The 24,413-nt window shown below is 66.2% G+C and carries 23 protein-coding genes; 15 read left to right on the forward strand and 8 right to left on the reverse strand.

Translation table 11 applies throughout. The features are described 5' to 3' along the window. The first annotated feature begins 29 nt into the window (after positions 1-29). Positions 30-1,193 (forward strand): nitric oxide-sensing protein NosP, encoded by a 1,164-nt coding sequence (gene nosP / locus I9018_RS12555; protein ID WP_241109640.1) that lies wholly within the window; start codon positions 30-32, stop codon positions 1,191-1,193. Continuing rightward, positions 1,123-3,783 (forward strand): hybrid sensor histidine kinase/response regulator NahK/ErcS', encoded by a 2,661-nt coding sequence (nahK, locus tag I9018_RS12560; RefSeq protein ID WP_241109641.1) that lies wholly within the window; start codon positions 1,123-1,125, stop codon positions 3,781-3,783. The genes nosP and nahK overlap by 71 nt, the downstream gene beginning before the upstream one ends. 30 nt (positions 3,784-3,813) lie before the next feature. Here the strand turns inward: nahK and I9018_RS12565 are convergent, their stop codons facing one another. The 6 genes from I9018_RS12565 to I9018_RS12590 form a co-directional block, all read right to left on the reverse strand. Next, positions 3,814-4,479: a response regulator transcription factor gene (locus I9018_RS12565; protein ID WP_022643626.1), complete on the reverse strand. Its 666-nt coding sequence runs from the start codon at positions 4,477-4,479 to the stop codon at positions 3,814-3,816. A gap of 50 nt (positions 4,480-4,529) precedes the next feature. Next, positions 4,530-5,072 (reverse strand): PQQ-dependent catabolism-associated CXXCW motif protein, encoded by a 543-nt coding sequence (locus I9018_RS12570; RefSeq protein WP_185702018.1) that lies wholly within the window; start codon positions 5,070-5,072, stop codon positions 4,530-4,532. Between the two features lie 309 nt (positions 5,073-5,381). Further along, positions 5,382-6,176: an ABC transporter permease gene (locus I9018_RS12575; RefSeq protein WP_185702034.1), complete on the reverse strand. Its 795-nt coding sequence runs from the start codon at positions 6,174-6,176 to the stop codon at positions 5,382-5,384. 26 nt (positions 6,177-6,202) lie between these two features. Then, a complete protein-coding gene (locus I9018_RS12580; RefSeq protein ID WP_241109642.1) occupies positions 6,203-6,961 on the reverse strand; it encodes an ABC transporter ATP-binding protein in 759 nt (252 codons plus the stop codon). Beyond that, positions 6,958-7,932 (reverse strand): YVTN family beta-propeller repeat protein, encoded by a 975-nt coding sequence (locus I9018_RS12585; RefSeq protein ID WP_241109643.1) that lies wholly within the window; start codon positions 7,930-7,932, stop codon positions 6,958-6,960. Before I9018_RS12585 ends, I9018_RS12580 begins: the two co-directional genes overlap by 4 nt. A 30-nt stretch (positions 7,933-7,962) precedes the next feature. Next, positions 7,963-9,156: an ABC transporter substrate-binding protein gene (locus I9018_RS12590; RefSeq protein ID WP_241109644.1), complete on the reverse strand. Its 1,194-nt coding sequence runs from the start codon at positions 9,154-9,156 to the stop codon at positions 7,963-7,965. A 161-nt stretch (positions 9,157-9,317) separates the two neighbouring features. Here I9018_RS12590 and I9018_RS32725 point away from each other — a divergent pair, with 161 nt between their 5' ends. The 5 genes from I9018_RS32725 (at position 9,318) to I9018_RS12610 (ending at position 13,163) form a co-directional block, all read left to right on the forward strand. After that, the gene (locus tag I9018_RS32725; protein WP_277398102.1) at positions 9,318-9,440 is read left to right on the forward strand and encodes a hypothetical protein; all 123 of its coding nucleotides are present in this window, start codon (positions 9,318-9,320) and stop codon (positions 9,438-9,440) included. 2 nt (positions 9,441-9,442) lie between these two features. Continuing rightward, positions 9,443-10,705, forward strand: a complete 1,263-nt coding sequence (locus I9018_RS12595) for a HAMP domain-containing sensor histidine kinase (protein ID WP_241109645.1) — start codon at positions 9,443-9,445, stop codon at positions 10,703-10,705. Next, complete coding sequence (locus I9018_RS12600) at positions 10,702-11,340, forward strand: response regulator transcription factor (RefSeq protein WP_103326945.1); 639 nt, start codon at positions 10,702-10,704, stop codon at positions 11,338-11,340. The genes I9018_RS12595 and I9018_RS12600 overlap by 4 nt, the downstream gene beginning before the upstream one ends. Positions 11,341-11,590: 250 nt before the next feature. Further along, the gene (locus tag I9018_RS12605; RefSeq protein WP_241109646.1) at positions 11,591-11,908 is read left to right on the forward strand and encodes a helix-turn-helix transcriptional regulator; all 318 of its coding nucleotides are present in this window, start codon (positions 11,591-11,593) and stop codon (positions 11,906-11,908) included. Continuing rightward, positions 11,901-13,163: a type II toxin-antitoxin system HipA family toxin gene (locus I9018_RS12610; protein ID WP_241109647.1), complete on the forward strand. Its 1,263-nt coding sequence runs from the start codon at positions 11,901-11,903 to the stop codon at positions 13,161-13,163. The genes I9018_RS12605 and I9018_RS12610 overlap by 8 nt, the downstream gene beginning before the upstream one ends. 173 nt (positions 13,164-13,336) lie before the next feature. Here the strand turns inward: I9018_RS12610 and I9018_RS12615 are convergent, their stop codons facing one another. Further along, positions 13,337-13,996: a pentapeptide repeat-containing protein gene (locus I9018_RS12615; protein ID WP_241109648.1), complete on the reverse strand. Its 660-nt coding sequence runs from the start codon at positions 13,994-13,996 to the stop codon at positions 13,337-13,339. Between the two features lie 67 nt (positions 13,997-14,063). Next, entirely contained in the window at positions 14,064-15,959 is a 1,896-nt protein-coding gene (gene exaA, locus I9018_RS12620) for a quinoprotein ethanol dehydrogenase (RefSeq protein ID WP_241109649.1), read from the reverse strand. A gap of 253 nt (positions 15,960-16,212) precedes the next feature. Between exaA and pedF the strand changes: the two genes are divergently transcribed. The 8 genes from pedF (at position 16,213) to pqqB (ending at position 24,337) form a co-directional block, all read left to right on the forward strand. Then, positions 16,213-16,674 carry a cytochrome c-550 PedF gene (pedF, locus tag I9018_RS12625; RefSeq protein WP_241109650.1) on the forward strand — a complete coding sequence of 154 codons (462 nt, stop codon included), beginning with the start codon at positions 16,213-16,215 and terminating at the stop codon, positions 16,672-16,674. Between the two features lie 5 nt (positions 16,675-16,679). Then, positions 16,680-17,555 (forward strand): transporter substrate-binding domain-containing protein, encoded by an 876-nt coding sequence (locus tag I9018_RS12630; RefSeq protein ID WP_241109651.1) that lies wholly within the window; start codon positions 16,680-16,682, stop codon positions 17,553-17,555. Positions 17,556-17,566: 11 nt separating this feature from the next. Further along, a complete protein-coding gene (locus I9018_RS12635) occupies positions 17,567-18,346 on the forward strand; it encodes a quinoprotein dehydrogenase-associated SoxYZ-like carrier (RefSeq protein ID WP_241109652.1) in 780 nt (259 codons plus the stop codon). A 28-nt stretch (positions 18,347-18,374) separates the two neighbouring features. Further along, positions 18,375-19,304, forward strand: a complete 930-nt coding sequence (locus tag I9018_RS12640) for a quinoprotein relay system zinc metallohydrolase 1 (protein WP_241109653.1) — start codon at positions 18,375-18,377, stop codon at positions 19,302-19,304. Positions 19,305-19,614: 310 nt separating this feature from the next. Next, a complete protein-coding gene (pedH, locus tag I9018_RS12645) occupies positions 19,615-21,375 on the forward strand; it encodes a PQQ-dependent alcohol dehydrogenase PedH (RefSeq protein ID WP_185702031.1) in 1,761 nt (586 codons plus the stop codon). Between the two features lie 194 nt (positions 21,376-21,569). Next, a complete protein-coding gene (locus I9018_RS12650; RefSeq protein WP_241109654.1) occupies positions 21,570-23,090 on the forward strand; it encodes an aldehyde dehydrogenase family protein in 1,521 nt (506 codons plus the stop codon). Positions 23,091-23,291: 201 nt separating this feature from the next. Beyond that, positions 23,292-23,363: a pyrroloquinoline quinone precursor peptide PqqA gene (pqqA, locus tag I9018_RS12655; RefSeq protein ID WP_083236097.1), complete on the forward strand. Its 72-nt coding sequence runs from the start codon at positions 23,292-23,294 to the stop codon at positions 23,361-23,363. Positions 23,364-23,422: 59 nt separating this feature from the next. Next, positions 23,423-24,337, forward strand: a complete 915-nt coding sequence (gene pqqB, locus I9018_RS12660; RefSeq protein WP_241109655.1) for a pyrroloquinoline quinone biosynthesis protein PqqB — start codon at positions 23,423-23,425, stop codon at positions 24,335-24,337. Positions 24,338-24,413: the final 76 nt, after the last annotated feature.

Below are 24,413 nucleotides of genomic sequence, written 5' to 3' on the forward strand. Positions count from 1 at the left end.
CCTCAGACAATCCCGCGCCGGAGGCGACGATGCAGCAAGCCCAGAGCGAGGGCGTGGTCAGCGCCATGTCCCAGGCCGGCGATCCGCAGCAGGTGGCCCAGGACCTGGCCCGCCAGCTGCTGCATCCGCACCTGGGCTTCGTGCTGTTCTTCTGCTCCGCCGAGTACCCGCTGCAAGCCCTCGGCCAGGCCCTGCAGCAGGGCTTTGGCGGTATCCCCCTGGTGGGCTGCACCAGCGCCGGGGAAATCACGCCCCAGGGCTACGGGCGCAACTGCGTGACCGCCATCGGTTTCGACTATCGGCACTTTTCCATCGCCGCCGAGCTGATCGACCAGATGGAGCATTTCAGCCTGATCGACGCCCAGCGCATGGTCGAGCGCCTGGTGGGCGGCTGTCGCAGCAACACCCTGGCGCCGATCAAGGGCAACACTTTCGCCCTGACCCTGCTGGACGGCCTGTCGAGTCGTGAGGAAATGGTCCTGGCCGCCCTCAGCGCGGCCCTGGGCGATATCCCGCATTTCGGCGGTTCGGCCGGCGACGACAACTACCTGACCCACACCCACGTGTACTTCGGCGGTGAATTCCACAGCGGTGCAGCGGTGGTGGTGCTGGTCAATACCTGGCTGGATTTCGAGGTGTTCACCACCCACCACATCCAGCCCCGGACGGAAAAACTGGTGGTCACCGGCGTCGACAGCACCTTGCGCCGAGTCTACGAGCTGAACGCCGAGCCGGCCGCCGAGGAATACGCACGGCTGATCGGCGTGCCGCTGGCGCACCTCGATCACCGGGTGTTCGCCGCCCATCCGCTGGCGGTGCGGATCAACCAGCACTACTACGTGCGTGCGGTGCAGCAGGTGCACCCGGACCTGAGCCTGAGTTTCTACTGCGCGGTGGAGAACGGCATCGTCCTCACCGCCATGACCCCGGGGCCGTTGCTGCCCAACTTGCAAGCCTTGTTCGACGGCCTGCAACAGCGCCTGGGCAGTTTGCTGCTGACCATCGGCTGCGACTGCTTCCTGCGCCGCCTGGAACTGGAAGACCAGGGCGGCCTGGAGCGTATCGGCGCCTTCCTGCGCGAGCAGCGGGTGATGGGGTTCAACACCTACGGAGAACAGTTCAATGGCATGCACATCAACCAGACCTTCACCGGGGTCGCCATTGCTCGCAGCCGGGCTGCGGCCCGTCGCTGAACTGCAAGCCCGTATCGACTGCCTGCAACGGGAGAACCGCAAGCTGCGGCGGATCAACGACGCGCTGATCGAGCGGGTCGAGTCCGGCATCACCCGGGGCAACGATCCTTATGCGGCGTTCCAGCACTCGGTGGTGCTGGCCGAACAGGTGCGCGAACGCACCGACGCACTGAACCAGGCCATGGCCGAGCTCAAGGCCGGCAACCATTTGCTCAGCGAGGCGCGGATGCGGGCCGAGACCGCCCACCAGCACCTGATCGATGCCATCGAGAGCATTTCCGACGCCTTCGTGCTGTTCGACCAGGAGCAGCGCATCGTCCTGTTCAACAGTCGCTTTCGCGCCTTCTGGGCCCACAGCCGGGTGCGGATCATGGCCGGCATGCGCCTGGCCGAGGTCCGGCGGTTGCTGACCAGCACCGGGCTGTTCAGCGAAGAGCCGCGCAGCGGCGCTGACGAACACCTGTTGTATCGCCAGCACAACGGCCGCTGGCTGCAGGTCAGCGAACGGCCGACCCGCGAGGGTGGGCGGGTGATCCTGTTCACCGACATTACCGAGGTCAAGCACAGCGAGACCCAGCGCCGCGAGCAGGCGGTGGCGCAAAAATCCCACCTGTTGCAACGGGCGGTGGACAACCTGTCCCAGGGCGTGGCCATGGTCAACGCCCTGGGCGTGCTGGAGTTGTGGAACCGGCGCTTCCTGGAGCTCAGCGGGTTGGCACCGGTGGCCGCGCACCGCTTGTTTGCCGAGGTCATCGGTGACAGCGAACTGAGCCTGCTCAGCCCTGACAGCCGTGATGCCAATGGTCGGCCGATCCATGAGTGCGAGCAGCGCCTGAGCGATGGCCGGGTCCTGGAGATCCGCACTCATCCGCTGCCCACCGGTGGTTTCGTCAACACCTTCACCGACATCACCGAGCGCTACCAGCATGCCGAGGCCCTGAGCGAGAGCGAACGCTGGATCCGCCTGATCACCGACCAGGTGCCGGCGCTGATCGCCTACCTCAATGCCGACCTGGTGTACGAGTTCACCAACAAGGTCTACGAGCAGTGGTACTGCTGGCCCCGGGGCGTGATGCTCGGCCAGAGCCTGCGCGAGGTGCACAGCGAGCAGCACTACCAGCGCCTGGAGTCCTACATCGCCCGGGCGCTGGCGGGGGAGAGCGTGACCTTCGAGTTCCCCGAGACCAACATCAACCATCAAGAGCGCTACATGCTGCGCTCCTACGTGCCCAACCGCCTGGCCAACGGCGAGGTGGTGGGGATCTTCGTGCTGATCCGCGACATCACCGAGCGCCGGCGCACCGCCGAGGCCCTGCACCAGGCCTACCAGAACCTGGAGCTGCGGGTGCGCGAGCGCACCGCCGAATTGACCACCCTCAACCAGCAACTGCTGCGCGAGATCGAGGAGCGCAGCCGGGTCGAATCGCGCCTGCGCGAGGCCAAGGGCGAGGCCGAGCGGGCCAACCTGTCGAAGACCAAGTTCCTCGCCGCGGTCAGCCACGACCTGTTGCAACCCTTGAACGCCGCGCGCCTGTTCACCAGCGCCTTGCTCGAACGCCGCGATCCCGAGGCGAGCCAGGCGTTGGTGCGCAATGTCAGCAATTCCCTGGAGGACGTGGAAAACCTGCTGGGCACCCTGGTGGACATCTCCAAGCTGGACGCCGGGGTGATCAAGGCCGACGTCGCACCTTTCGCCCTGGGCGAGCTGCTGGACAACCTGGCCGCCGAATATGCCCAGGTGGCCCGCAGCGAGGGCCTGGAGCTGCACTTCGTGGCCTGCTCGGCGCTGGTGCGCAGCGACATCCAGCTGCTGGCGCGGGTCCTGCGCAACCTGTTGAGCAATGCCATCCGCTACACCCGCCAGGGCCGCGTGGTGCTGGGCTGCCGGCGCCAGGGCCGCTGGCTGTCGATCCAGGTCTGGGACAGTGGCCTGGGCATCGCCGCCGAGCGGCTGGAGGAGATCTTCCTGGAGTTCAAGCGCGGTGATGAACAGCGTCCCGACCAGGACCGGGGCTTGGGCCTGGGGCTGGCCATCGTCGAGAAAATCGCCGGGATCCTCGGCCACCGCATCGACGTGCGTTCCTGGCCGGGACGCGGTTCGGTGTTCAGCGTGCAAGTGCCGATCAGCGCCAGCGCGCCGCCACCGGCTCCGTACCTGGAAGGGCGGGCGGCGCCGCTGGAGCGTTTGCAGGGTGCGCGGATCTGGGTGCTGGATAACGATGCGGCGATCTGCGCCGGCATGCGCACCCTGCTCGAAGGCTGGGGCTGCCAGGTGGTCACGGCGTTGTCTGAGGAAGACCTGGCGCGCCAGGTGGACGACTACCCGGCCGAGGCCGACCTGCTGATCGCCGACTACCATCTGGACCAGCAGCGCAACGGCATCGACGCCGTGGCGCGGATCAACGCCCGGCGCGCCCTGGCGATCCCGGCGATGATGATCACCGCCAACTACAGCAACGACCTCAAGCAGCAACTGCGCGAACTGGGCCACACCCTGATGCACAAGCCGGTGCGCCCGATGAAACTCAAGACCGCTATCAGCCACCTCATGAAGCAGCGGCAAGCTTCAAGCTGTAAGCCCCGAGCTTGAGGCTTGCCGCTTGCCGCTTGCCGCTTGCCGCTAGCGGCGCAGGTAGGCGCCGAAATCGATGTCGCCGGCGCTGAGGATTGCTTGTACCCGGTTGTGTACGTTGAGCTTGCGCAGGATCGCCGAGACGTGGGCCTTCACCGTGGTCTCGGCGATGTCCAGGGTGTAGGCGATCTGCTTGTTGGATTCGCCCTTGGTCATGCGCTCCAGCACCAGCAGTTGCTTGCGGGTCAGGGCCTGCAACAGCTCCGGCGGGAAGCTCGGGGCTTCGCTGCTGCGCCGTCCTGGCGAGCTCTTCTGGGTGCGGATGATGTCCGGCGGCAGGTACACGTTGCCATTGAGGATCTGCTCGATGGCTTCGGTCATCTGCGAGCGCGGCGAGGACTTGGTGATGAACCCCACGGCACCATAAGTGATGGCCTGCAGCACGATCTGCTTGTCCTGCTCGGCGGAGACGATCACCACCGGGATGGTCGGTGCTTCGTTGCGCAGGGTGATCAGGCCATTGAGGCCGTGCATGCCGGGCATGTTCAGGTCCAGCAGGATCAAGTCCAGGTCGTCGTGGTCCTGGGTCAGGGCCAGGGCGCTGTCCAGGTCGGCGGTCTCCATCACCTCGCTGCCGGGGAAACCGTCGCTGATGACGTTGTGGATGGCTTCGCGAAACAGTGGGTGATCATCGGCTATCAGGATTCTGTACACGGCCTTTCACCTCGTTATTGTGGTTATGGGGACACTTGAGCCAGGCATCGTCAGGGCAGGGGCTCGGGCTGGGCCGCCACCACGGGCAGCCCGGCGGCTTCCCAGGCATCCAGCCCGTCGCGGTACCAGTAGATATTTTTATAGCCCAGGGCTGCGGCGCGTTTTACCGCGTTCCAGCTCAGCCAGCAATCGGCGCGGCAATAGAACACCAGCGCTCGCTGGCGGTCGCCCTGGCTCAGGCGCTGCAAATGCTGGCTGAAGTAGTCCTGCCACTGGGGCGTCAGCTCGCCGTCGCCGGTATTGGCCAGCCAGTGGCTGCCGGGCAGGTTGGCGTGGGGTTCGCTGTCGATGAAGCGGCCTTGCAGCCATTGCCGGCGATAGACATCGATCAGCAGCGGTGCCGGGTGCTCTTGCAGCAGGCCTTGCAAGGCCTGGGTGTCGACGATCTGCGCCGCCTCGATGTGCAGCGGGGTCGGGCTGCGATACAGGCCGGTGCGATAACCCTCGGCGGAAAACAGCGGGTCGGCGGCCTGGACGCTGCCCAGCGCCAGGCTCAGGCACAGCGTGGCCAGGGTTTGCAAGGCACGTGGCATATGGCTTTTATCCTTGTCGTTATGGGCCCATTACATGCCAGGGCCGGGTACTTGGGAATGCGACCATCGACAGCAAAAGCAGTACCAAAGTCGTAGGTCCTGGCTGGGCGACGTTCTTGCGCTTGTCGGTAGTCGCTGCTGCGGCTGTTCAGGTGACGCCAAGCCTGCTGGCACGCTCCGTCAGGGCCATCCACGGGGTTTCATGCGCGGCCAGGTGCCGGTTCTCGGAACCCTGGAAAGTCCTTCGGCCCTTTGCGCCGCCTCGCCCAGGGCTCGACAGCGGCTGCGGAGGTTTTTCATCAGCAGAACCTAGGCGGTGTTCTTGCGCAGGGCGGCGTGCTGCGGGTTGAAGGTGGCGACCGCGAGCAGCGCGAATACCAGGGTCAGGCCCAGGCACACCGCCAGGGCCAGGGGGTTGAACCGCAGGTACAGGGCAAAACGCACCAGTTCCACCGCGTGGGTGAAGGGATTGATGGCGCACAGCCAATACAGCCACTGGCTGGCCTCGAGCATCTTCCACAGCGGGTACAGCGCCGAAGACAGGAAGAACAGCGGGAAGATCACGAAATTCATCACCCCGGCGAAGTTCTCCAACTGGCGGATGGCGTTGGACAGCAGCAACCCGAGGGCGCTGAGCATCAGCGCCACCAGCAACAGTGCCGGTAGCGCCGCCAGCAGGCCCAGGGCCGGCGGCTGCACCCCGTAGAGCCAGGCGATGGCGAGAAAGGCATACACCTGCAACAGCGACACCAGGGCCGTGGCCAGCAGCTTGCTGGCCAAGAGGAACGGCCGGGGCAGGGGGCTGGTGAGCAGGAGGCGCATGCTGCCCATCTCGCGGTCGTAGACCATCGACAGCGATCCTTGCATGCCGTTGAACAGCAGGATCATGCAGGCCAGCCCGGGGATGATGTAGACCTCGTAGGGAATGTAGGTGTCGTAGGGCTCGATGATGGCGATGCCCAGGGCCGCGCGAAAGCCGGCGGCGAACACCAGCAGCCACAGCAACGGGCGCACCAGGGCGCTGAGAAAGCGCGTGCGCTGCAGGACGAAGCGCAGCCATTCGCGCAGCACGATGCCGCGCAGGCACTGCCAGTAGGCGCTTATGCCAGGTGTGTTCATGACCGGTGTGCTCATGCCGCGTGTCCTCCGGTTGCCAGCGAGTGGGTGGGCGTCGCCGAGGTCAGGCGGGCGAAGGCGCTGCCCAGGTCACCGCCGTGGGCCTGGCTCACCGCGCCAGCTTCGCCGCTGGCCACCAGGCGCCCCTGGTGCAGGACCAGCAACTGGTCGTCGGCCTGTACTTCATCCAGCAGGTGGGTGGTCCACAGCACGCTCAGCTGTTGCTCCTCACACAGCTGGCGGATATGCCGGCCCAGGGCCACGCGGCTGGCCGGGTCGAGGCCGCTGCTGGCTTCGTCGAGCAACAGCAGGCGCGGCTGGTGCAGCAGTGCGCGGGCGATCTCCACCCGGCGCCGGTGCCCGCCGTTGAGCTGGCGCACCGGCTCGCGGCGGCGTTCGTCCAGGCCCTGGCGTTGCAGCTCGGCCTCCACCCGCGCCTGGGCCTGGCGCCGGGACAGGCCATGCAGGGCGGCGTGGTAGCGCAGGTTCTGCTCGACGCTCAGGTCCAGGTCCAGGGTGCTTTGCTGGAACACCACCCCCAGCTGGCGCAGGGCCGCTCGTGCGGCGTTGCGCAGCGAGCAGCCGCCGACGCGGATGTCGCCCTGTTGCAGGTCGTAGAGCCGGGTGAGCAGGGCGATCAGTGTCGACTTGCCGGCGCCGTTGGGCCCCAGCAGCGCGGCGAAGCGCCCGGGAGCCAGGCTCAGGCTGACCTGGTCCAGGGCCCGGCGCGGGCCGTAGGCGAAGCTCAGCTGGCACACCTCCAGGGCCTTCATGGGGTCACCACCACGCCCCAGGGGTAACGCCCGACCTTCACCGACTTGAGCACCTTGCGCTGCTCCACGTCGATCACCGAGACGTCGCCGCTGACCCCATTGGTGGCCAGCAATTGGCGCTGGTCCGGGGTGAATGCCAATTGCCAGACCCGCCGTCCCACCAGCAGGTAGTCGAGGACCTCGAAGGTCTTGGCGTCGATCACCGCCACATGGTTGGCCGGGCCCAGGGCGACGAAGGCGTACCGGCCGTCGGCGCTGAGCTTGATCCCCACCGGCTGGACCTTGTCCGGGTGCACGCCCTTGATCTTGAACCCCAAGGTCTTGAGCACCTGGCGCGTGGCCACGTCGAGGATGGTCACCGTGCCGCCGATTTCCGCCGAGGCCCACAGGCGCGAACCGTCCGGGGAAAATTCGACGAAACGCGGGCGCTGGTCCACCAGGGTGTTGTCGGCCAGGGTCTGGGTGCTGGTGTCGATCCAGTGCAGCATGTTGGTGGTTTCGCTGGTGTTGACCGCCCACTTGCCGTCGGGGCTGACCGCCATGCCTTCGGGTTCGACACCGACGTCGATCTGCCCCAGGACCTTGGCGGTCTGGGTGTCGATCACCGTCACCAGCGCATCGTCTTCGTTGGATACGTACAGCCAGCGGTTGTTGGGGTGCAGGGCGAACTGCTCGGGGTCCTTGCCCGACGGCAGCTCCTTGACGATCTTGCGGGTGGCCACGTCCATCACCTGGACCCGGTCCGAATCGCTGGCGCAGATGTACAGCAGCCGGTTGTCGTGGGACAGCAACAAGCCCCGGGGCCGCTGGCCGACGGGCAGGGTGTCGGTGACCTCCAGGGTCTGCAGGTCGATCAGGCTCAGGCTGTTGTCCTTCTCGTTGGAGACCCAGGCCGTGGCGGCCAGGGCGTGCCCGGTGGCGAGCAGCAGGGCCGCGCAGAGCGTGGAGCGGCGAAGAAGAGGGCGGCGCATGGCGGATTCCTTATTGTTGTAGGGGGCGGCTCAGGGATAGCGGCAGGTCACTTCGGGACGGTCGTAGCCCAGGCTGTCCATTTCATTGAACGGATGCAGGAAACCCTCCTGGGGCGAGGTGCTGACCAGGGCCCGGGGCTGCACCAGGGCAATGGGTTGGCGCAGCTCGCCGTTCCATGGGCGGTAGCTGAGCTTGCGGCCCTTGAAGCCATCCAGCGGCAACTGGTCGCCCAGCAGCCGTTGTTGCAGGTCCCGGGGCTCGGCCTGGCGCAACGTGCGCACCGCGCTGGCGATGCTGCGCACGGCCATCCAGGCGGCGAAGTCACGGTCGTTCATCCAGCGCCCGGCCTGGGCTTCGAAGCGCTTTTGCAATTGCGCGGCGCCGAAGGTCTCCACGCTCTTGTGCCAGGCGGTAGGGGTCAGGCCCTGGGTGCCGGCCACCGGGCGCGGGTACCAGGTCTGGTAGGGCAGGTATTCGCCGAAGTCGCCGCGCTCGTCGGCCACCAGCACCACGTCGTACTCGGTGGTTTGGGTGAACAGCGGCATGTCGGCCTGGGCACTGCGGCGCTGGTCGTTGTCGAAGCTCCAGGCTTTTTCCGCGACGATCTGCAGGCCGAAGCGCTTCATGGCCCGGCGCAGGGCCTGGGCGTAGGCTCGGTCATCCTCGGTCTGGCCGACCACCAGCAAGGCCCGCTGCCATTTGCGCAGGGCCAGGAACTGCACCAGGGCGTCGGCCAGCATGGCCCGGCTCGGCAGGCTGTGCAGCACGTTGCCCAGGCACTGGTCGCTGCGCAGGCGGTCGTCGGGACTGCCGGCGTTGAACAGCAGGCTGTCGGGCAGGGCGGCGGACAAGGCGCGCAAGCTGGCCGCCGGGGCGTTCACCACGAACAGCCGCAGGCCCTGCTCGTGCTGGGCCCGGGCGGCTTGCAGCAGCGCCTCGGGGCTGTCGACGCTGGCGCTGACCAGCTCGAACCGCTGCTTGAGGAAGCGCCCGGTGCTGTTGTTGTCGACGATCGCCAGCTCGGCGCCTTGCAGGCCGGCATCGACGGGTTCGGGAATGATGTTCGAGAGCAGCGGACCAGCGTCGGGCCGATAGCCCAGGTAGCCGATGCGCACCTGCAGGCTGGGCTCGGCCACTTGCGTGGCCCGCGCGCATTGGACGCCGCCCAGGGCCATGGCAAGGGCCAGCAGGCAGGTCAGGGCAAGGGGGGCGGGCTGGCGCATCGGCGGCTCTCCACGGCAGGTGGCGCCAGCATAGAAAGAGCATCGCAGCGCAGGAATATGCAGAAAGTAGCGCCCGGCCTGTACCAAGGTAGTAGTCCGGCGCGGCGGTGGCGGTCTTAGCATGGCCAGCAGAGCCCCTGGCCACTGTGGAGCCAACGCCCATGCGCCTGATCAAACTGCTGCTATTGCCCCTGCTGCTGATCCTCAGCCTGATCGGCGTCGATCGCCCGCATGGCTCGCGCCCGCTGCCGGTGCCAGTGGTGCCGCTGGCGCCGGGGCACTAGGCATGTCAGCGCTGTGGCGGATCAACCTGTGGGTCAGCGGTTTTTTCGCCCTGGTGACCCTGGCTTGTGCCGGGTTGCTGTGGCACCAGGCCTTGGCCGATGTCGAGCGCGAGTTGCAGTCCGCCGAGGCCGTGGTGGCGTACCTGGGCGAGACCGCCGAGCGCGACCCGGCCAGCCTGCAAGCGCGCCTGACCCGCAGCCTGCGCCATGTGCGGGTGCATTGGCTGGAACCGGGCGCCAGTGCCCGCCTGCCCGAACAATCGGGCTGGGAAGCCTGGCTCGGCCGCCGCTTGTTCAGCGAGCGCCAGCATGCCAGCCGGCTGCTGGACTTGAGCGACGGACGCCGGGTGCTGATCGCCGTCGATGCCCGGGACGAGATCGACGAAGCCTGGGATTCCCTGCAACAACTCTTGGGCCTGTGCGCCCTGGCCCTGGCCCTGAGCCTGTTGGCCATTCGCTGGGCGGTGCGCCGTGGCATTGGCCTGCTCGATGACCTGCTGCGGGCCTTGGGCCAAGTGTCGGCCGGGCAACTGGCGGTGCGCCTGCCGGAAAGCGGCCTGCCCGAAGCGCTGCAACTGGCCGGGCACTTCAACCGCATGACCTCGGCCCTGGAGCAGACCCGGGCCGACAACGCGCAGCTGACCCGGGCGTTGCTGGCGGTGCAGGAGCGCGAACGGACCCAGCTGGCGCAGACCCTGCACGACGATCTCGGCCAGTACCTGGCCGGTATCCGCGCCCAGGCCTGCCTGCTGCGCCTGGTGGCTGGCGAGCCGGCCACGGTGGCGCAGACGGCCGAGCGGCTGGAGCACAACTGCCAGCATCTGCAACAAGGTTTTCGCAGCCTGGTGCAGGACCTGTATCCGGTCGTCCTGCAGCACGTGTCGCTGCCTGCCGCGGTGCAGATGCTGGTGAGCCAGTGGCAGGACACCCAGCGCATCGCCTGCCAGCTGAGGTTGAGCGAGGACCTGCCAACGCTGTCCATGGCGAGCAAGACCCACCTGTACCGATTGTTGCAGGAGGCCCTGACCAATATTGCCCGGCATGCCGACGCCAGCCAGGTGCGGGTACGCCTGCAACGCAGTGGTCGCGGCTTGCGCTTGTGGGTGCGGGACAACGGCCGCGGCGCCTGCCAGCCCCAGCGTCCCGGGGTCGGCCTGCATTCGATGGCCGAGCGCGCCCGCAGCCTGGGGGGCGAACTGCGCATCCTCAGTCGTCCCGGCGCCGGTTGGGCGCTGGCCCTGGACATTCCCCTGGAGGCCCGATGAACATCTTGTTGGTCGACGACCATGCCGTGGTCCGCCAGGGCTACGCCAGCCTGCTGCGGGCGGCGTTGCCGGCGATGCAGGTCCGCGAAGCGGCCAATGGCGAGGAGGCCCTGGCCCGGGTCCTGGAAGAGGTGCCGAACCTGGTGATCATGGACTTCGGCCTGCCCGGCATCAGTGGCCTGGAGACCACTCGGCGCCTGCGCCAGCGCTTGCCACAGCTGCGGGTGCTGTTCTTCAGCATGCACGACGAACTGCCCCTGGTGCGCCAGGCCCTGGAGGCGGGGGCCTCGGGCTACCTGACCAAGAGCTCGGCGCCCCAGGTGCTGATCGAAGCGGTACAGCGGGTGCTGGCGGGCCACGCCTACATCGAGCAAGCCCTGGCCACCCAGCTGGCCTGCACGCCCCAGGCCGGCGCCAGCGACCCGCGCTTGCAGAGCATGACCCAGCGTGAGCTGGAGATCTTCGTGATGCTGGCCCGCGGCACCCCGGCGCGGGAGATTGCCGAGCAGCTGTGCATCAGCACCAAGACCGTGTCCAACCACCTGACCCTGCTCAAGAGCAAGTTGCAGGTCAGTTCCCATGCGCAGCTGGTGCATCTGGGGATTGATATGGGGGTGGTGCGGGTGGCGGGATAGGCCTGTGGTGGTCTGGCTACATCTGCGGTTTGAACAGGTTCTTGGGCGATGAGTCCAGGCCGGTAACGTGCCGCCACCCCATGGAAGGTGGTTCGTGGCCGTGCATGGAGATATAAATTCAGTATTTTGGGGATTATCTGCTATTTTTATGTATAAGCTATGAATTTATAGAGTTATATGGCCTTTATAGGTGTATGGGGAACTCTATAATGACCAAGGTTAAGTGGGATTCCTGGCTATAAGGCTCGATATGATGGATTTAGCGTTTGTCAGGCCTGATGAAGTGGTCAAGCAGCTTTGCGCTCGCCTGCGCCAGGAACGCCTGTCCCAGCAAATGACTCAGGCCGAAGTCGCGGCGCGTGCAGGCGTTGGAGTCGGAACCTTGTCCAACCTGGAGGCTGGGCGCAGCGTGGCGTTCGACAGCGTGGTTCGGGTGGCCATGGTGCTGGGGCGCCTGCCTGAGCTGGAGCAGCTGTTCCTACCGCAACTGGACAGTCTCGACGACATCCTGCGTTATGAGCAGGGCGCCCAACGGCGGCGCGTGAAGAGGAAGGCTGGCGATGCTTGAACAGGTCGACATCTACTACGACGGTTGGGCGGAGCACTGGCGCTGGGGGTCTTTGGTGTCCACGACCGCGCTCACCGGCCGTCCGTTGATTGCCTTCGAGTACAGCGAGCAGGCCCTGGACCGGGGTCTGGAACTATCGGCCTTGCGCTTGCCGTTGAAGGGGCCGCGGCTGCGCAGGGACTTTCCCGTGCATCAGATGGGATTGCCCGGGCCAGTCTATGACTCGCTGCCTGATGGTTGGGGCATGCTGCTGATGGACCGTTTGTTCAAGCGTCGTGGCCTCAACCCCGCGCGGATCGGTCCTCTGGAGCGCTTGGCCTATATTGGCGACCATGCCATGGGCGCGATGTCATTCGAACCTGTGGCGCCAGACCTGCTCATGGCGCCTGAGGACATTTCCCTGGAGCGTTTGGCGGCAGAGGTCGAGCACGTGCTGCATGGCGAGGGTGGGGAGTTCTTGCAGCAACTGCTGTTGATGGGCGGTTCCCCCCATGGCGCACGCCCCAAGGCGTTGCTCTATCGCGATCCTGTGGATGGCCGCTTCAGTACAGTGGCCGGGCCTGGCCTGGATGCTTGGCTGATCAAGTTTCCGGGGACGGGTGAGCACCCTGAGGTCTGCGCCGTTGAGGCGGTCTACGCGCAGTGCTTGCGCGAATGTGCCATCGATACCTCGGACACCGAGCATTTCGCATTGCCCAATGGCCAGGCGGCTTTCGCCACCCGACGTTTTGATCGGCACAACGGAATGCGCGTGCCCATGCAAAGCCTCGCTGCCTTGACCGGTGCGGATTTCCGGGCGGCCGGCGCACTGGACTACACCGCTTTCCTGCGGGCCAGCCAATACTGTTGCAACGATGTGCGGGCAAAGGCGCTGGCCTTTGCACGGGTCGTGTTCAACGTGGCGTTCAACAACCGCGATGACCATCCCAAGAACTTCGCCTACCTCATGTCTCCAAGCGGCCACTGGCAGTTGGCGCCGGCTTATGACGTGACCTTCTGCGAAGGGCCGGGAGGCTATCACCAGATGGATGTACTGGGCGAGGCGCTAGACATCAGCCGCAAGCATCTGCTCAGGCTTGCGATGGAAGAAGCGGAGCTATCGAACGGTGTTGCCATCGACATCATCGAGCGCATCTGCCAGGTGGCCAGCGGTTTTACCCTCAGGGCCAGGGCTCTGTTTCCAGGGGACATCACCTCGGATACCCTGCGCACCATCCAGGCCCGCATCGACGCTAACCTCGCTCGGATCGGTTGACACCTGCAGCCGTAGAGCAGCGAGGCTGCGTCCGGGTGCGCAGTGCCCGTGAGGCCCGGCGACGCGGTCCATCAGGCTCGTCGCGTCTGGCGGTTTGGCGAGTGCTCAGGCCTGGCGAGGACTGCGTCCTCGTGCGCAGCCTCGCTGCGCTCGACAGCGGCTACAAGGCGGTGTCAGTTGCTCCAGCTGCCTGGGCAGCCTTGGCAGCCCTCCATATTGGCATCCTGGAAATTCCCATAATGCTGCCGCGCCCCGCGCAAATCGGCGCCTTCCAGATTGCTTTCGCCGAACTTGGCCTCCTGCAGGTTGGCATCGCGCAGGTCGGCGCCTTGCAGGTCGGCCTTGCTCAGCCAGGTCATCTCCAGGTCCGCCGCTTGCAGGTTGGCCCGCTGCAGCTTGGCTCCGGAGAGCCGGGCGAATTGCAGGTAGGCGGCGCTGAGGTTGGCGTTGGCGAGCTGTGCACCCTGGGCAAACAGGCCCCAGCCCTGGATCGCCATCAGCTTGGCGTCGGTAAAGTCCGCCAGCCGCAGGTTGCTCTGCTGCAGGCTGGCGCGGGTCAGGTTGGCGCCTTGCAGGCGGGCTTTTTCCAGGTTGGCCAGGTCCAGTTGGGCGTGGCGCAGGTCTGCATCGCGCAGATCGGCGCCGGCCAGGTTCATCTTGCGCAGGTCCTGGTTGGCCAGGTTGGCGCCCCGCAGGTTGGCCCCGGGGCACTGGCTGGATGCGGCGATCAGGCAGCCGTTGATGCTCAGCGGCACGTCGTTGCCGTCGTCGTCGACGTTCATTGCGAAGGCGGGGGAGAGGGTCAGCAGCAGGGCAAGGGGCAGGTAGTTCATGGGGCGGTTCTCCGGAAGCAGTGAAGGCGGGTGTGGCGAGGGAACAAGCGCCCTCGCCACAGGTCGATCAGCGCTGGGCGGTCTTGCTGTCCCAGCTGGGGATCTTGAACACCCAGAACGAGCCGCCCTGGGCCACCGGCTTGGTCAGCTCGGCCATGTCACCGCCCCACAGTGGCACGGCGCCGCCGTAGCCTACGGTCACGCCGATGTACTGCTCGCCATCCTGCTCCCAGGTGATGGGCGGGGAGACGATGCCGCTGCCGGTCTGGAATTTCCACAGTTCCTTGCCGGTCTTGGCGTCGAAGGCCTTGAAGAAGCCGTCGCCGGTGCCGGTGAACACCAGGTTGCCCTTGGTCGCCAGGACGCCGGCCCACAACGGCAGCGGCTCCTTGTGTTCCCAGACCAGCTTGCCGGTGGTGGGGTCCATGGCGCGCAGGGTGCCGACGTGGTCGTCGTACATGCGCTTGATGCGGAAACCCATCCCCAGGTAGGCCGAGCCCTTCTTGTAGTTCACCTCTTCGGTCCAGTACTCCTCCTTCCACTGGTTGCCGGGGATGTAGAACAGCCCGGTGTCCTGGCTGTAGGCCATGGGGTTCCAGTTCTTGCCCCCCAGGAATGGCGGCGAGACTTCCACCGGCTTGCCCTTGGTTTCACCGGGCAGCGGCTTGGCCGGACGCTGGCCTTCGTTCTCCACCGGACGCCCGGTCTTGAGGTCGATATGGCTGGCCCAGGTGATGTTGTCGACGAAGGGGAAGGCGTTCTGCAATTTGCCGTTGTTGCGGTCGACCACGTAGAAGAAACCGTTGCGGTCGGCGTGGCCGGTGGCCTTGACCAGCTTGCCGTCCTTGCCCTTGTAGTCGAACAGCACCAGCTCGTTGTTGCCGGAGAAGTCCCAGGCATCGTTGGGGGTGTGCTGGTAGAACCACTTGACCTCGCCGGTGCTCGGATCGACGCCGACCTGGCCCGAGGTATAGAGGCTGTCGAAGTCGTGGGGGTTGCCGTCCTTGGCGGTGCGCGCCCAGGTGTTCCAGGGGCCGGGGTTGCCGGCGCCGACGATGATGGTGTTGGTCTCAGGGTCAAAGCTGGCGCTCTGCCAAGGGGCGCCGCCGCCATGGCTCCAGGCTTCGACCTTGCCGGTCTCGGTGGTCTTGTCATCAGGCCAGGACGGCGCCTTGACGTCGCCGGTGGGGGTGCTGTCCTTGCCGTTCAGGCGGCCCATGTGGCCTTCGACAAAGGGCCGCATCCACACCTCTTCACCGGTGTCCGGGTCGCGGGCGAACAGCTGGCCGACCACACCGAACTCATCGCCGGAGCTGCCGTGGACCAGCAGTACCTTGCCGCTCTTCTGGTCCTTCACGATGGTGGGCGCGCCGGTCATGGTGTAGCCGGCGCTGTGGTCGCCGAACTTCTTGTTCCACACCACCTTGCCGCTGTTCTTGTCCAGGGCGATGACCCGGGCGTCGAGGGTGCCGAAATAGATCTTGTCGCCGTAGATCGCCGCGCCGCGGTTGACCACGTCGCAGCACGGGCGAATGTTGTCCGGCAGGCGGTGGTTGTAGGTCCACAGGCGCTTGCCGGTCTTGGCGTCGAGGGCGAACACCCGGGAGTAGGAACCGGTGACGTAGACCACGCCGTTGCTGACGATGGCCTGGGATTCCTGGCCGCGCTGCTTCTCGTCGCCGAAGGAGTAGGACCAGGCCGGGGTCAGCTTGAACACGTTCTGGTCGTTGACCTGGGCCAGCGGGCTCCAGCGCTGGGCGTTGGTGCCCATGCCGTACTGCAGCACGTCCTGGGTGGTCAGGTGGTCGTTGGCGATGTCTTCCCAGGTCACGTTCTTGCTGGCAGGTGCCGCCGGGGCGGTGGCCGCTGTGGCCGCCGCGCCCAGGGACAGGCTGCCGGCCAGCAGCAGGGCCTGGACGGCAAGGCTCAGGGGGGAGAGGGCGGGTAGCGATCTTATTGTCATGGTGGCAGTTCCCAATAAAGGTTTTTGGCCTGGTCAGAGTCCGCCGCGCACGGGTTTTCGGATACGGAAAAAGTCCCGCCCTTGCCGGGAATAGTTCCCGGGCGGCACCTGATTTAGGCCCGCGCCACAAGCCCTACTACCAAGGGAGGAGGACGCGGCCACCAAAGCAGCATACGGTCGCGTCCGGGCTGTTCCTAAGATGACGCCATGGCCTCTGTAGCGAGGTCTTGCGTGCAATCTTGAGGGCCTGACAATGACAACAAAACACAACGCCTTGCTCGTGGCAGGGCTGCTGGCCGGTGCCTTGGCCACCGGCGCTGCATGGGCCCATGGCAACGTGGTGCCCCAGGCGGTGGAAACCAAGGGCCTGACCCCGATCAAGGACGCCGGGGTGACGCTGGATGGCGATGGCTGGGCGACGGTCAATCCGTACCGCACCTCGCCCGAACACGACAAGGCGGTGGAGATCGGCGCCTCGGCCTACAACCAGAACTGCGCCGCCTGCCATGGCCTGGAAGCCAAGTCCGGAGGCATTGCGCCGGATCTGCGCATGCTGGATGCCGGCGAAGCCGGGGATGAATGGTTCGTCGAGCGGGTGCGCCACGGCGCGGTGCGCGATGGCCGGGTATACATGCCGAAGATGGCCGACTACCTGAGCCAGGAAGCCTTGTGGGCGGTGCGCACCTACCTGGACAGCGTGCGCATCGAGGAGTGATCGCCATGGGCCGCTTCGCCCTGTTCCTGGCTGGCCTGCTGCTGTGTGGCGCCACGGCCCAGGCCGGGGTGCGCAACTACGACACCATGATCGCCTCCGGTGAACTTAAGGTGGCGGTGTACCAGGATTTTGCCCCCTACAGCTTCCAGGACCAGGGCCAGCCCCGGGGCGTCGACGTCGAGCTGGCGCAAGCCCTGGCCCAGGCCCTGGGGGTGCGCTTGCAACTGATCTGGGCGCCGCCCGGGGAGAAGCTCGACGACGACTTGCGCGACTACATCTGGCGCGGCAGCCCGCTGCGCCACCAGCAGTTGGCCGACCTGATGATGCGCGTGCCCTACGACCACGACTACGCGCAAAAGCGCAACGAACTGGGCGAGCTGGCCAACGATCACGTAGTGATGTTCGGTCCCTATCAGGAGGAGCGCTGGCAGGTGGCATTCGACCGCCGCCGGCTGGATTCGGTGGCCAGTGTCGCGGTGTTCCAGCAACACCCCATTGGCGTCGAGGTAGACAGCGTGCCGTCGTTCTACCTGACCTCGGTGTTCAACGGCCTGCTCAGTGCCAAGACCCATCATTACCCCAGCGTGCAACAGGCGTTCGGGGCCTTGCGGGCCGGGCAGGTGGATGCGGTGATGGCCATGCGCGGCGAGATCGACTGGCAGTTGCACCAGGCCGCTGATCCGCAGTGGGCGCTCGCGCAAAACGCCTACCCGAACATGGGCAAGCAGGTGTGGGAGATCGGCATGGCGGTGCATGAAAGCAACCGCCAGCTGGCCTATGCCGTGGAAGAGGCCCTGGAGGGGCTGATCCGCGATGGTCGGCTCAAGGCGCTCTACGCCCGTTATGGCCTGCGTTACGAGGTCCCACAGATGTATCAATAGGAGCAAGGTTGATGAACTGGCGAGCGACCTGCCTGCTGGCGTGCTGGTTGCCCTGGGCGACCCCGGCGCTGGCTGCCGAGCCTGGTATGCACCGGCCACCGGGCGCGGACCCGGTGCCCTCGGTGATGTGGGCCTTCTACCACAAGCAATTGCTGGGCGATGCCGCGTTCGTCTTCGATGAGCGGGTCAAGCTGCTGGCGCCGCCCTTTGCCGAGGATGCGCGCCAGGTGCCGCTGGAGATCGATGCCCGGGCCTTCACCGGCGAGGTGGTGCGCATCCTGGCCTGGGCCGAGCTCAACCCCTTGCCGCGCATCGTCGATTTCGTGCCGGGGGAGCGGGTGCTGCCGTGGCTGTCGATCCGCATTCGCATCGAGCAGGCCACACCCCTGCGCGCCGCGGTGCAGACCCGCGATGGCCTGTGGCACGTGGGTTCGACCCTGATCGATGCCGCGGGCGGTGGTTGCACCGCGCCCAGCGTGGTGCGCACCCAGCCCGGCTGGGAAGAGCACATCGGCGAGGTGCTGGGCGGGCGCTATCCCCGGGGCGATGCCAGCCGCCTGCGCCTGCAAGTGTCCCATCCGATGGATAACGGCCTGGTCAGCGGCATCCCCGAGTTCTTCCTCAACCACGCCGAATTGCGCGACCAGAACGATCAGCGCCAGGCCCGCCTCGAGCTGTTCCCGGCGGTCAGCGAGAACCCCAACCTGGGTTTCGATATCCAGGGCCCGGGGCCGACCCGCCTGCTGATGCGGGACAACAGCGGCAACCAGTTCGAGGCCGCGTTGCCCTGAATCACCTGTGCTCACCGGAGGCCCCACCATGCGTTGGATCCTGTTGTTGCTGCTGTGCCTGAGCCTGCCGGCCCGGGCCGACCTGGACTATCGACTCACCCCCCGGCAGATCGCCGCGGACACCTGGCTGCTCGAAGGCAGCACCGACAATTTCGCCAAGGCCAACGGCGGCAACATCGTCAACACCGGGTTCATCGTCACCGACAGCGGGGTGCTGGTGATCGACAGCGGGCCGTCGAAACGCTACGGCGAGGCCCTGCGCCGGGCCATTGCCGCCGTTACCGACAAGCCGGTGATCGAGCTGTGGTTGACCCATCACCACCCGGACCATGTGCTGGGCAACCAGGCTTTCGCCGATGTGCCCATCGGTGCCCTGGCCGGCACCACGGACCTGCTGCGCCAGCAGGGCGAGGCCCTGGCGGAAAACATGTATCGCCTGGTGGGCGACTGGATGCGCGGCACCGAGGTGGTGCTGCCCACCCAGGTGCTGGAGCCCGGGGTGCGCGACATTGGCGGTCACCGCCTGCGCTTGCTGGGGCTGGGCGGACACACCGGCGCCGACCTGGCGATCCTCGATGAGACCACCGGGGTGCTGTTCGCCGGTGACCTGGTGTTCTACGAGCGCGCGCTGACCACCCCCAACAGCCCGGGGCTCGGGGTCTGGCTCAAGGACCTGGACACCTTGCAGGCGCTGCCGTGGAAGCTGATCGTTCCCGGCCATGGCCCGCTGGCCGCCGATGCCCGGCCCTTTGCCCAGATGCGCGACTACCTGGGCTGGCTCGATGGCCTGATGCGCGACGGCGCGGCACAAGGCGACGACATGGCGGAGATGATCCGCCGCCCGATCCCCGAGCGTTTTGCCGGCATCAGCCTGACCCGCTACGAGCTGATCCGCAGCGTCAGCCACCTCTATCCGCGCTACGAGCGCCAGCGCCTGCAACGCCTCGACGGCCACTGATCCCGTGGCGAGGGCGCTTGCTCCCGCTCGACCGCATAGCGGTCGCAAAACCTGAATTCGTGATCCGGGCAGGAACGGGGTGGCAGCCATGGGGGGCGGCTGCGCCACCCGGCGGGAGCACGCTCCCTTGCCACCTTCGCGGGAGGGCTGCTTGCTGCTTGTAGCTTGCTGCTGGCCGCTGCTCTTCTTCTACCAAGGAACTAGAAAACTCAGCACTGCGAGCAATTGTTGGCGGGCAGGCCGCGACCAAGAATTCCCGGCAGGCCGGGAAAATTTCCCGGGGACAACAATAACCGCAGAGGTAGCCGTCATGACCCAACCCCCACGCCGTCCCTTCTTCGCCGTGAGCCTGGTGCTCAGTGCCATGCTGCTGTCCGGCGCGGCGCTGGCCGCCGTCGACGACCAGGAGATCCTCCAGGACCCGAAGAATCCGCAGCAGATCGTCACCAACGGCCTGGGGGTACAGGGCCAGCGCTACAGCCCGCTGGACAGGCTCAACGTCGACAACGTCAAGGACCTGCGGCCGGTGTGGGCGTTCTCCTTCGGCGGCGAGAAGCAGCGTGGCCAGCAGGCCCAGCCGCTGATCAAGGATGGGGTGATGTACCTCACCGGTTCCTACTCGCGGGTGTTCGCCGTGGACGCCCGCACCGGCAAGAAACTCTGGCAGTACGATGCGCGCCTGCCCGATGACATCCGCCCCTGCTGCGATGTGATCAACCGGGGGGTGGCGCTGTACGGCGACCTGGTGTTCTTCGGCACCCTGGACGCCAAGCTCGTGGCGTTGAACAAGGACACCGGCAAGGTGGTGTGGAGCAAGAAGGTCGCCGACCACAAGGAAGGCTATTCCATCAGCGCCGCGCCCATGGTGGTCAACGGCAAGCTGATCACCGGGGTCGCCGGTGGCGAGTTCGGCGTGGTCGGCAAGATCCAGGCCTACGACCCGAAGAACGGCGAGCTGCTGTGGATGCGCCCCACCGTGGAAGGCCACATGGGCTATGTGTACAAGGACGGCAAGGCCATCGAGAACGGCATCTCCGGGGGGGAGGCGGGCAAGACCTGGCCGGGCGATTTGTGGAAGACCGGCGGTGCCGCGCCCTGGCTGGGCGGCTACTACGATCCGGAAACCAACCTGATCCTGTTCGGCACCGGCAACCCGGCGCCGTGGAACTCCCACCTGCGCCCCGGCGACAACCTGTATTCCTCCTCGCGCCTGGCCCTCAACCCGGACGACGGCAGCATCAAGTGGCACTTCCAGAGCACCCCCCACGACGGCTGGGACTTCGACGGGGTCAACGAGCTGATTTCCTTCAACTACAAGGAGGGCGGCAAGGAGATCAAGGCGGCTGCCACCGCCGACCGCAACGGCTTCTTCTACGTGCTGGACCGCACCAACGGCAAGTTCATCCGCGGCTTCCCCTTCGTCGACAAGATCACCTGGGCCACCGGCCTGGATAAGAACGGCCGGCCGATCTACAACGAGGCCAGCCGCCCTGGCGCGCCGGGCAGCGAGAGCAAGGGCAGCTCGGTGTTCGTCGCCCCGGCCTTCCTGGGGGCCAAGAACTGGATGCCTATGGCCTACAACCGCGACACCGGGCTGTTCTACGTGCCGTCCAACGAGTGGGGCATGGATATCTGGAACGAGGGCATCGCCTACAAGAAAGGCGCGGCGTTCCTTGGCGCGGGCTTCACCATCAAGCCGCTCAACGAGGACTACATCGGCGTGCTGCGGGCCATCGACCCCATCAGCGGCAAGGAAGTGTGGCGCCACAAGAACTTCGCGCCGCTGTGGGGCGGGGTGCTGACCACCAAGGGCAATCTGGTGTTCACCGGCACGCCGGAAGGCTTCCTCCAGGCGTTCAACGCCAAGACCGGCGAGAAGGTCTGGGAATTCCAGACCGGCTCCGGCGTCCTGGGGTCGCCGGTGACCTGGGAGATGGATGGCGAGCAGTATGTCTCGGTGGTCTCCGGCTGGGGCGGCGCGGTGCCGCTGTGGGGCGGCGAAGTGGCCAAGCGGGTCAAGGACTTCAACCAGGGCGGCATGCTCTGGACCTTCAAGCTGCCCAAGACCTAAAAGCAGCGGCGAGCTTTTAGCTGCAAGCGGCAAGCTTTCGATCTTGCCGCTTGAGGCTTAAGGCTTGCCGCTGCTGTTCTACGACCAAATGACGAGAGCCCTTGCTGCCAACGATGCATTCGTCTGGCACCAGGGGCTCTCTACCATCGAGCCATCGCCTGTCGTGGACAGGCATCGACCCGCAGAGGCCCAGCATGATCTACGCACAACCCGGAACCCCAGGCGCCATCGTGTCCTTCAAGCCGCGCTACGGCAATTTCATCGGTGGCCAGTTCGTGCCGCCGGTGGCCGGCCAGTACTTCACCAACACTTCGCCGGTCAATGGCCAGGTGATCGCCGAGTTCCCCCGTTCCACGGCCGAAGACATCGACAAGGCTTTGGACGCCGCCCATGCCGTGGCTGAGGCCTGGGGCAAGACCAGCGTCCAGGAACGCTCGCTGATCCTGCTGAAGATCGCCGATCGCATCGAGCAGAACCTGGAGCTGCTGGCGGTCAGCGAGACCTGGGACAACGGCAAGGCGGTGCGCGAGACTCTCAATGCCGACGTGCCCCTGGCCGCCGACCATTTCCGTTATTTCGCCGGCTGCATCCGTGCCCAGGAGGGCGGCGCCGCGGAAATCAACGAACTGACCACCGCCTACCACTTCCATGAACCGTTGGGCGTGGTCGGCCAGATCATCCCGTGGAACTTCCCGCTGCTGATGGCCGCCTGGAAGCTGGCCCCGGCCCTGGCCGCCGGCAACTGCGTGGTGCTCAAGCCCGCCGAGCAGACGCCGCTGTCGATCATGATCTTCGCCGAGCTGGTGGCCGACCTGCTGCCGGCCGGCGTGCTGAACATCGTCCAGGGTTTTGGTCGCGAGGCCGGCGAGGCCCTGGCCACCAGCCAGCGCATCGCCAAGATCGCCTTCACCGGCTCGACCCCGGTGGGCTCGCACATCATGAAATGCGCTGCCGAGAACATCATCCCGTCCACCGTGGAGCTGGGCGGCAAGTCGCCGAACATCTTCTTCGAAGACATCATGCAGGCCGAGCCCAAATTCATCGAGAAGGCCGCCGAGGGCCTGGTGCTGGCGTTCTTCAACCAGGGCGAGGTCTGCACCTGCCCATCCCGGGCCCTGGTGCAGGAGTCGATCTACGAGCCGTTCATGGCCGAGGTGTTGAAGAAGATCAAGCAGATCAAGCGCGGCAACCCGCTGGACACCGAAACCATGGTCGGCGCCCAGGCGTCCCGGCAGCAGTACGAGAAGATCCTCTCCTACCTGCAGATCGCCCAGGAGGAGGGCGCCCAGCTGTTGACCGGCGGCGCCATCGAACCCCTGGCGGGCGACCTGGCCAGCGGCTACTACATCCAGCCGACCCTGCTCAGGGGGCATAACCAGATGCGCGTGTTCCAGGAAGAGATCTTCGGCCCGGTGGTGGGGGTGACCACCTTCAAGGACGAAGCCGAGGCCCTGGCGATCGCCAACGACAGCGAGTTCGGCCTCGGGGCCGGGGTCTGGACCCGCGACATCAACCGCGCCTACCGCATGGGCCGGGCGATCAAGGCCGGTCGCGTGTGGACCAACTGCTATCACCTGTACCCGGCCCATGCGGCATTCGGTGGCTACAAAAAGTCCGGCGTGGGCCGCGAGACCCACAAGATGATGCTCGACCACTACCAGCAGACCAAGAACCTGCTGGTGAGCTACGACATCAATCCGCTGGGCTTCTTCTAGGCAGCGGCAAGCGGCAAGCTTCAAGCGACCCATGCGTGCCTTTGTCGCTCCTATCTTGCCGCCTGTAGCTTGTAACTCGTAGCTGCCCCTACCCCTACCAAGGCATCCGCCAACCGGTGCCAAAGTAGCATTCGGACCTGCCGAACACCGTGCATTAATGCGGTTACCGGAATCCCCCGGCACGACAAGAGGATCGACCCCATGTGGCATAAACCCGCCTACACCGACCTGCGTATCGGTTTCGAAGTGACCCTGTACTTCGCCAATCGCTGAGCCGTTCCGCTCCGGTCGCTACGGGTGGCGACCGGAGTCTTCTGTCTTCGGAGCACTCCATGCATATCCGCATCCTCGGTTCCGCAGCGGGCGGCGGTTTCCCGCAGTGGAACTGCAACTGCCGCAACTGCGCCGGTGTGCGCAATGCCAGCTTGCGGGCCCGGCCGCGCACGCAATCGTCCATCGCCCTGAGCGACAACGGCGTGGACTGGATCCTGTGCAACGCCTCGCCGGACATTCGCGTGCAACTGGCGTCTTTTCCTCCCTTGCAACCGGCGCGGCAACTGCGGGACTCGGCGCTGGCCGGGGTGATCCTGCTGGACAGCCAGATCGACCATTGCACTGGCCTGCTCAGCTTGCGCGAGGGCTGCCCGCATCAGGTCTGGTGTACCGAGATGGTGCACCAGGACCTGTGCAGCGGCTTCCCCCTGTTCAACATGCTCAGCCACTGGAACGGCGGCCTGGCCTGGCAGCCGATCCACCTCGATGGCCGCACCTTCAGCGTACCGGCCTGCCCGGACCTGCTGCTGCGGGCCATTGTCCTGCGCAGCAGTGCGCCGCCGTATTCGCCCCATCGCGGCAACCCCCATCCGGGGGACAACATCGGCCTGTTCGTCGAGGACCGGCGCAGCGGCGCCAGCCTGTTCTACGCCCCGGGCCTGGGCCAGGTGGACCAGGCCCTGCTGGAGTGGATGGGCCGCGCCGACTGCCTGCTGGTGGACGGCACCTTGTGGCGCGATGACGAGATGCGCCAGTGCGGGGTCGGCGACAAGCTCGGCAGCGAGATGGGCCACCTGGCGCAAAGCGGTCCGGGCGGGATGCTGCAGGTGCTGGAGGCGTTCCCAAGGGCGCGCAAGGTGCTGATCCACATCAACAACACCAACCCGATCCTCGACGAGGACTCGGCCGAACGCGCGGAACTGACCCGCCGTGGCATCGAGGTGGCCCACGACGGCATGGACCTGCACCTGTAGCCGCTGTCGAGCCTGCGAGGCTGCGACCGGGTGCGCAGCCCTGCGGCGGCCACACGAGGCGAGGGGCACCATGGTC

The sequence above is a fragment of the Pseudomonas sp. MPFS genome, assembly GCF_022537035.1.
GTDB lineage: Bacteria > Pseudomonadota > Gammaproteobacteria > Pseudomonadales > Pseudomonadaceae > Aquipseudomonas > Aquipseudomonas sessilinigenes.

Excerpts from the sequence above, each read along its gene's own strand:
- nosP (WP_241109640.1), top strand. The coding sequence starts at position 30 with ATGCAGCAAGCCCAGAGCGAGGGCGTGGTCAGCGCCATGTCCCAGGCC.
- nahK (WP_241109641.1), top strand. The coding sequence starts at position 1,123 with ATGGCATGCACATCAACCAGACCTTCACCGGGGTCGCCATTGCTCGCA.
- I9018_RS12570 (WP_185702018.1), bottom strand. The coding sequence starts at position 5,072 with ATGCCACGTGCCTTGCAAACCCTGGCCACGCTGTGCCTGAGCCTGGCG.
- I9018_RS12580 (WP_241109642.1), bottom strand. The coding sequence starts at position 6,961 with ATGAAGGCCCTGGAGGTGTGCCAGCTGAGCTTCGCCTACGGCCCGCGC.
- I9018_RS12585 (WP_241109643.1), bottom strand. The coding sequence starts at position 7,932 with ATGCGCCGCCCTCTTCTTCGCCGCTCCACGCTCTGCGCGGCCCTGCTG.
- I9018_RS12590 (WP_241109644.1), bottom strand. The coding sequence starts at position 9,156 with ATGCGCCAGCCCGCCCCCCTTGCCCTGACCTGCCTGCTGGCCCTTGCC.
- I9018_RS32725 (WP_277398102.1), top strand. The coding sequence starts at position 9,318 with ATGCGCCTGATCAAACTGCTGCTATTGCCCCTGCTGCTGATCCTCAGC.
- I9018_RS12595 (WP_241109645.1), top strand. The coding sequence starts at position 9,443 with ATGTCAGCGCTGTGGCGGATCAACCTGTGGGTCAGCGGTTTTTTCGCC.
- I9018_RS12600 (WP_103326945.1), top strand. The coding sequence starts at position 10,702 with ATGAACATCTTGTTGGTCGACGACCATGCCGTGGTCCGCCAGGGCTAC.
- I9018_RS12605 (WP_241109646.1), top strand. The coding sequence starts at position 11,591 with ATGATGGATTTAGCGTTTGTCAGGCCTGATGAAGTGGTCAAGCAGCTT.
- I9018_RS12610 (WP_241109647.1), top strand. The coding sequence starts at position 11,901 with ATGCTTGAACAGGTCGACATCTACTACGACGGTTGGGCGGAGCACTGG.
- I9018_RS12615 (WP_241109648.1), bottom strand. The coding sequence starts at position 13,996 with ATGAACTACCTGCCCCTTGCCCTGCTGCTGACCCTCTCCCCCGCCTTC.
- exaA (WP_241109649.1), bottom strand. The coding sequence starts at position 15,959 with ATGACAATAAGATCGCTACCCGCCCTCTCCCCCCTGAGCCTTGCCGTC.
- pedF (WP_241109650.1), top strand. The coding sequence starts at position 16,213 with ATGACAACAAAACACAACGCCTTGCTCGTGGCAGGGCTGCTGGCCGGT.
- I9018_RS12630 (WP_241109651.1), top strand. The coding sequence starts at position 16,680 with ATGGGCCGCTTCGCCCTGTTCCTGGCTGGCCTGCTGCTGTGTGGCGCC.
- I9018_RS12635 (WP_241109652.1), top strand. The coding sequence starts at position 17,567 with ATGAACTGGCGAGCGACCTGCCTGCTGGCGTGCTGGTTGCCCTGGGCG.
- I9018_RS12640 (WP_241109653.1), top strand. The coding sequence starts at position 18,375 with ATGCGTTGGATCCTGTTGTTGCTGCTGTGCCTGAGCCTGCCGGCCCGG.
- pedH (WP_185702031.1), top strand. The coding sequence starts at position 19,615 with ATGACCCAACCCCCACGCCGTCCCTTCTTCGCCGTGAGCCTGGTGCTC.
- I9018_RS12650 (WP_241109654.1), top strand. The coding sequence starts at position 21,570 with ATGATCTACGCACAACCCGGAACCCCAGGCGCCATCGTGTCCTTCAAG.
- pqqB (WP_241109655.1), top strand. The coding sequence starts at position 23,423 with ATGCATATCCGCATCCTCGGTTCCGCAGCGGGCGGCGGTTTCCCGCAG.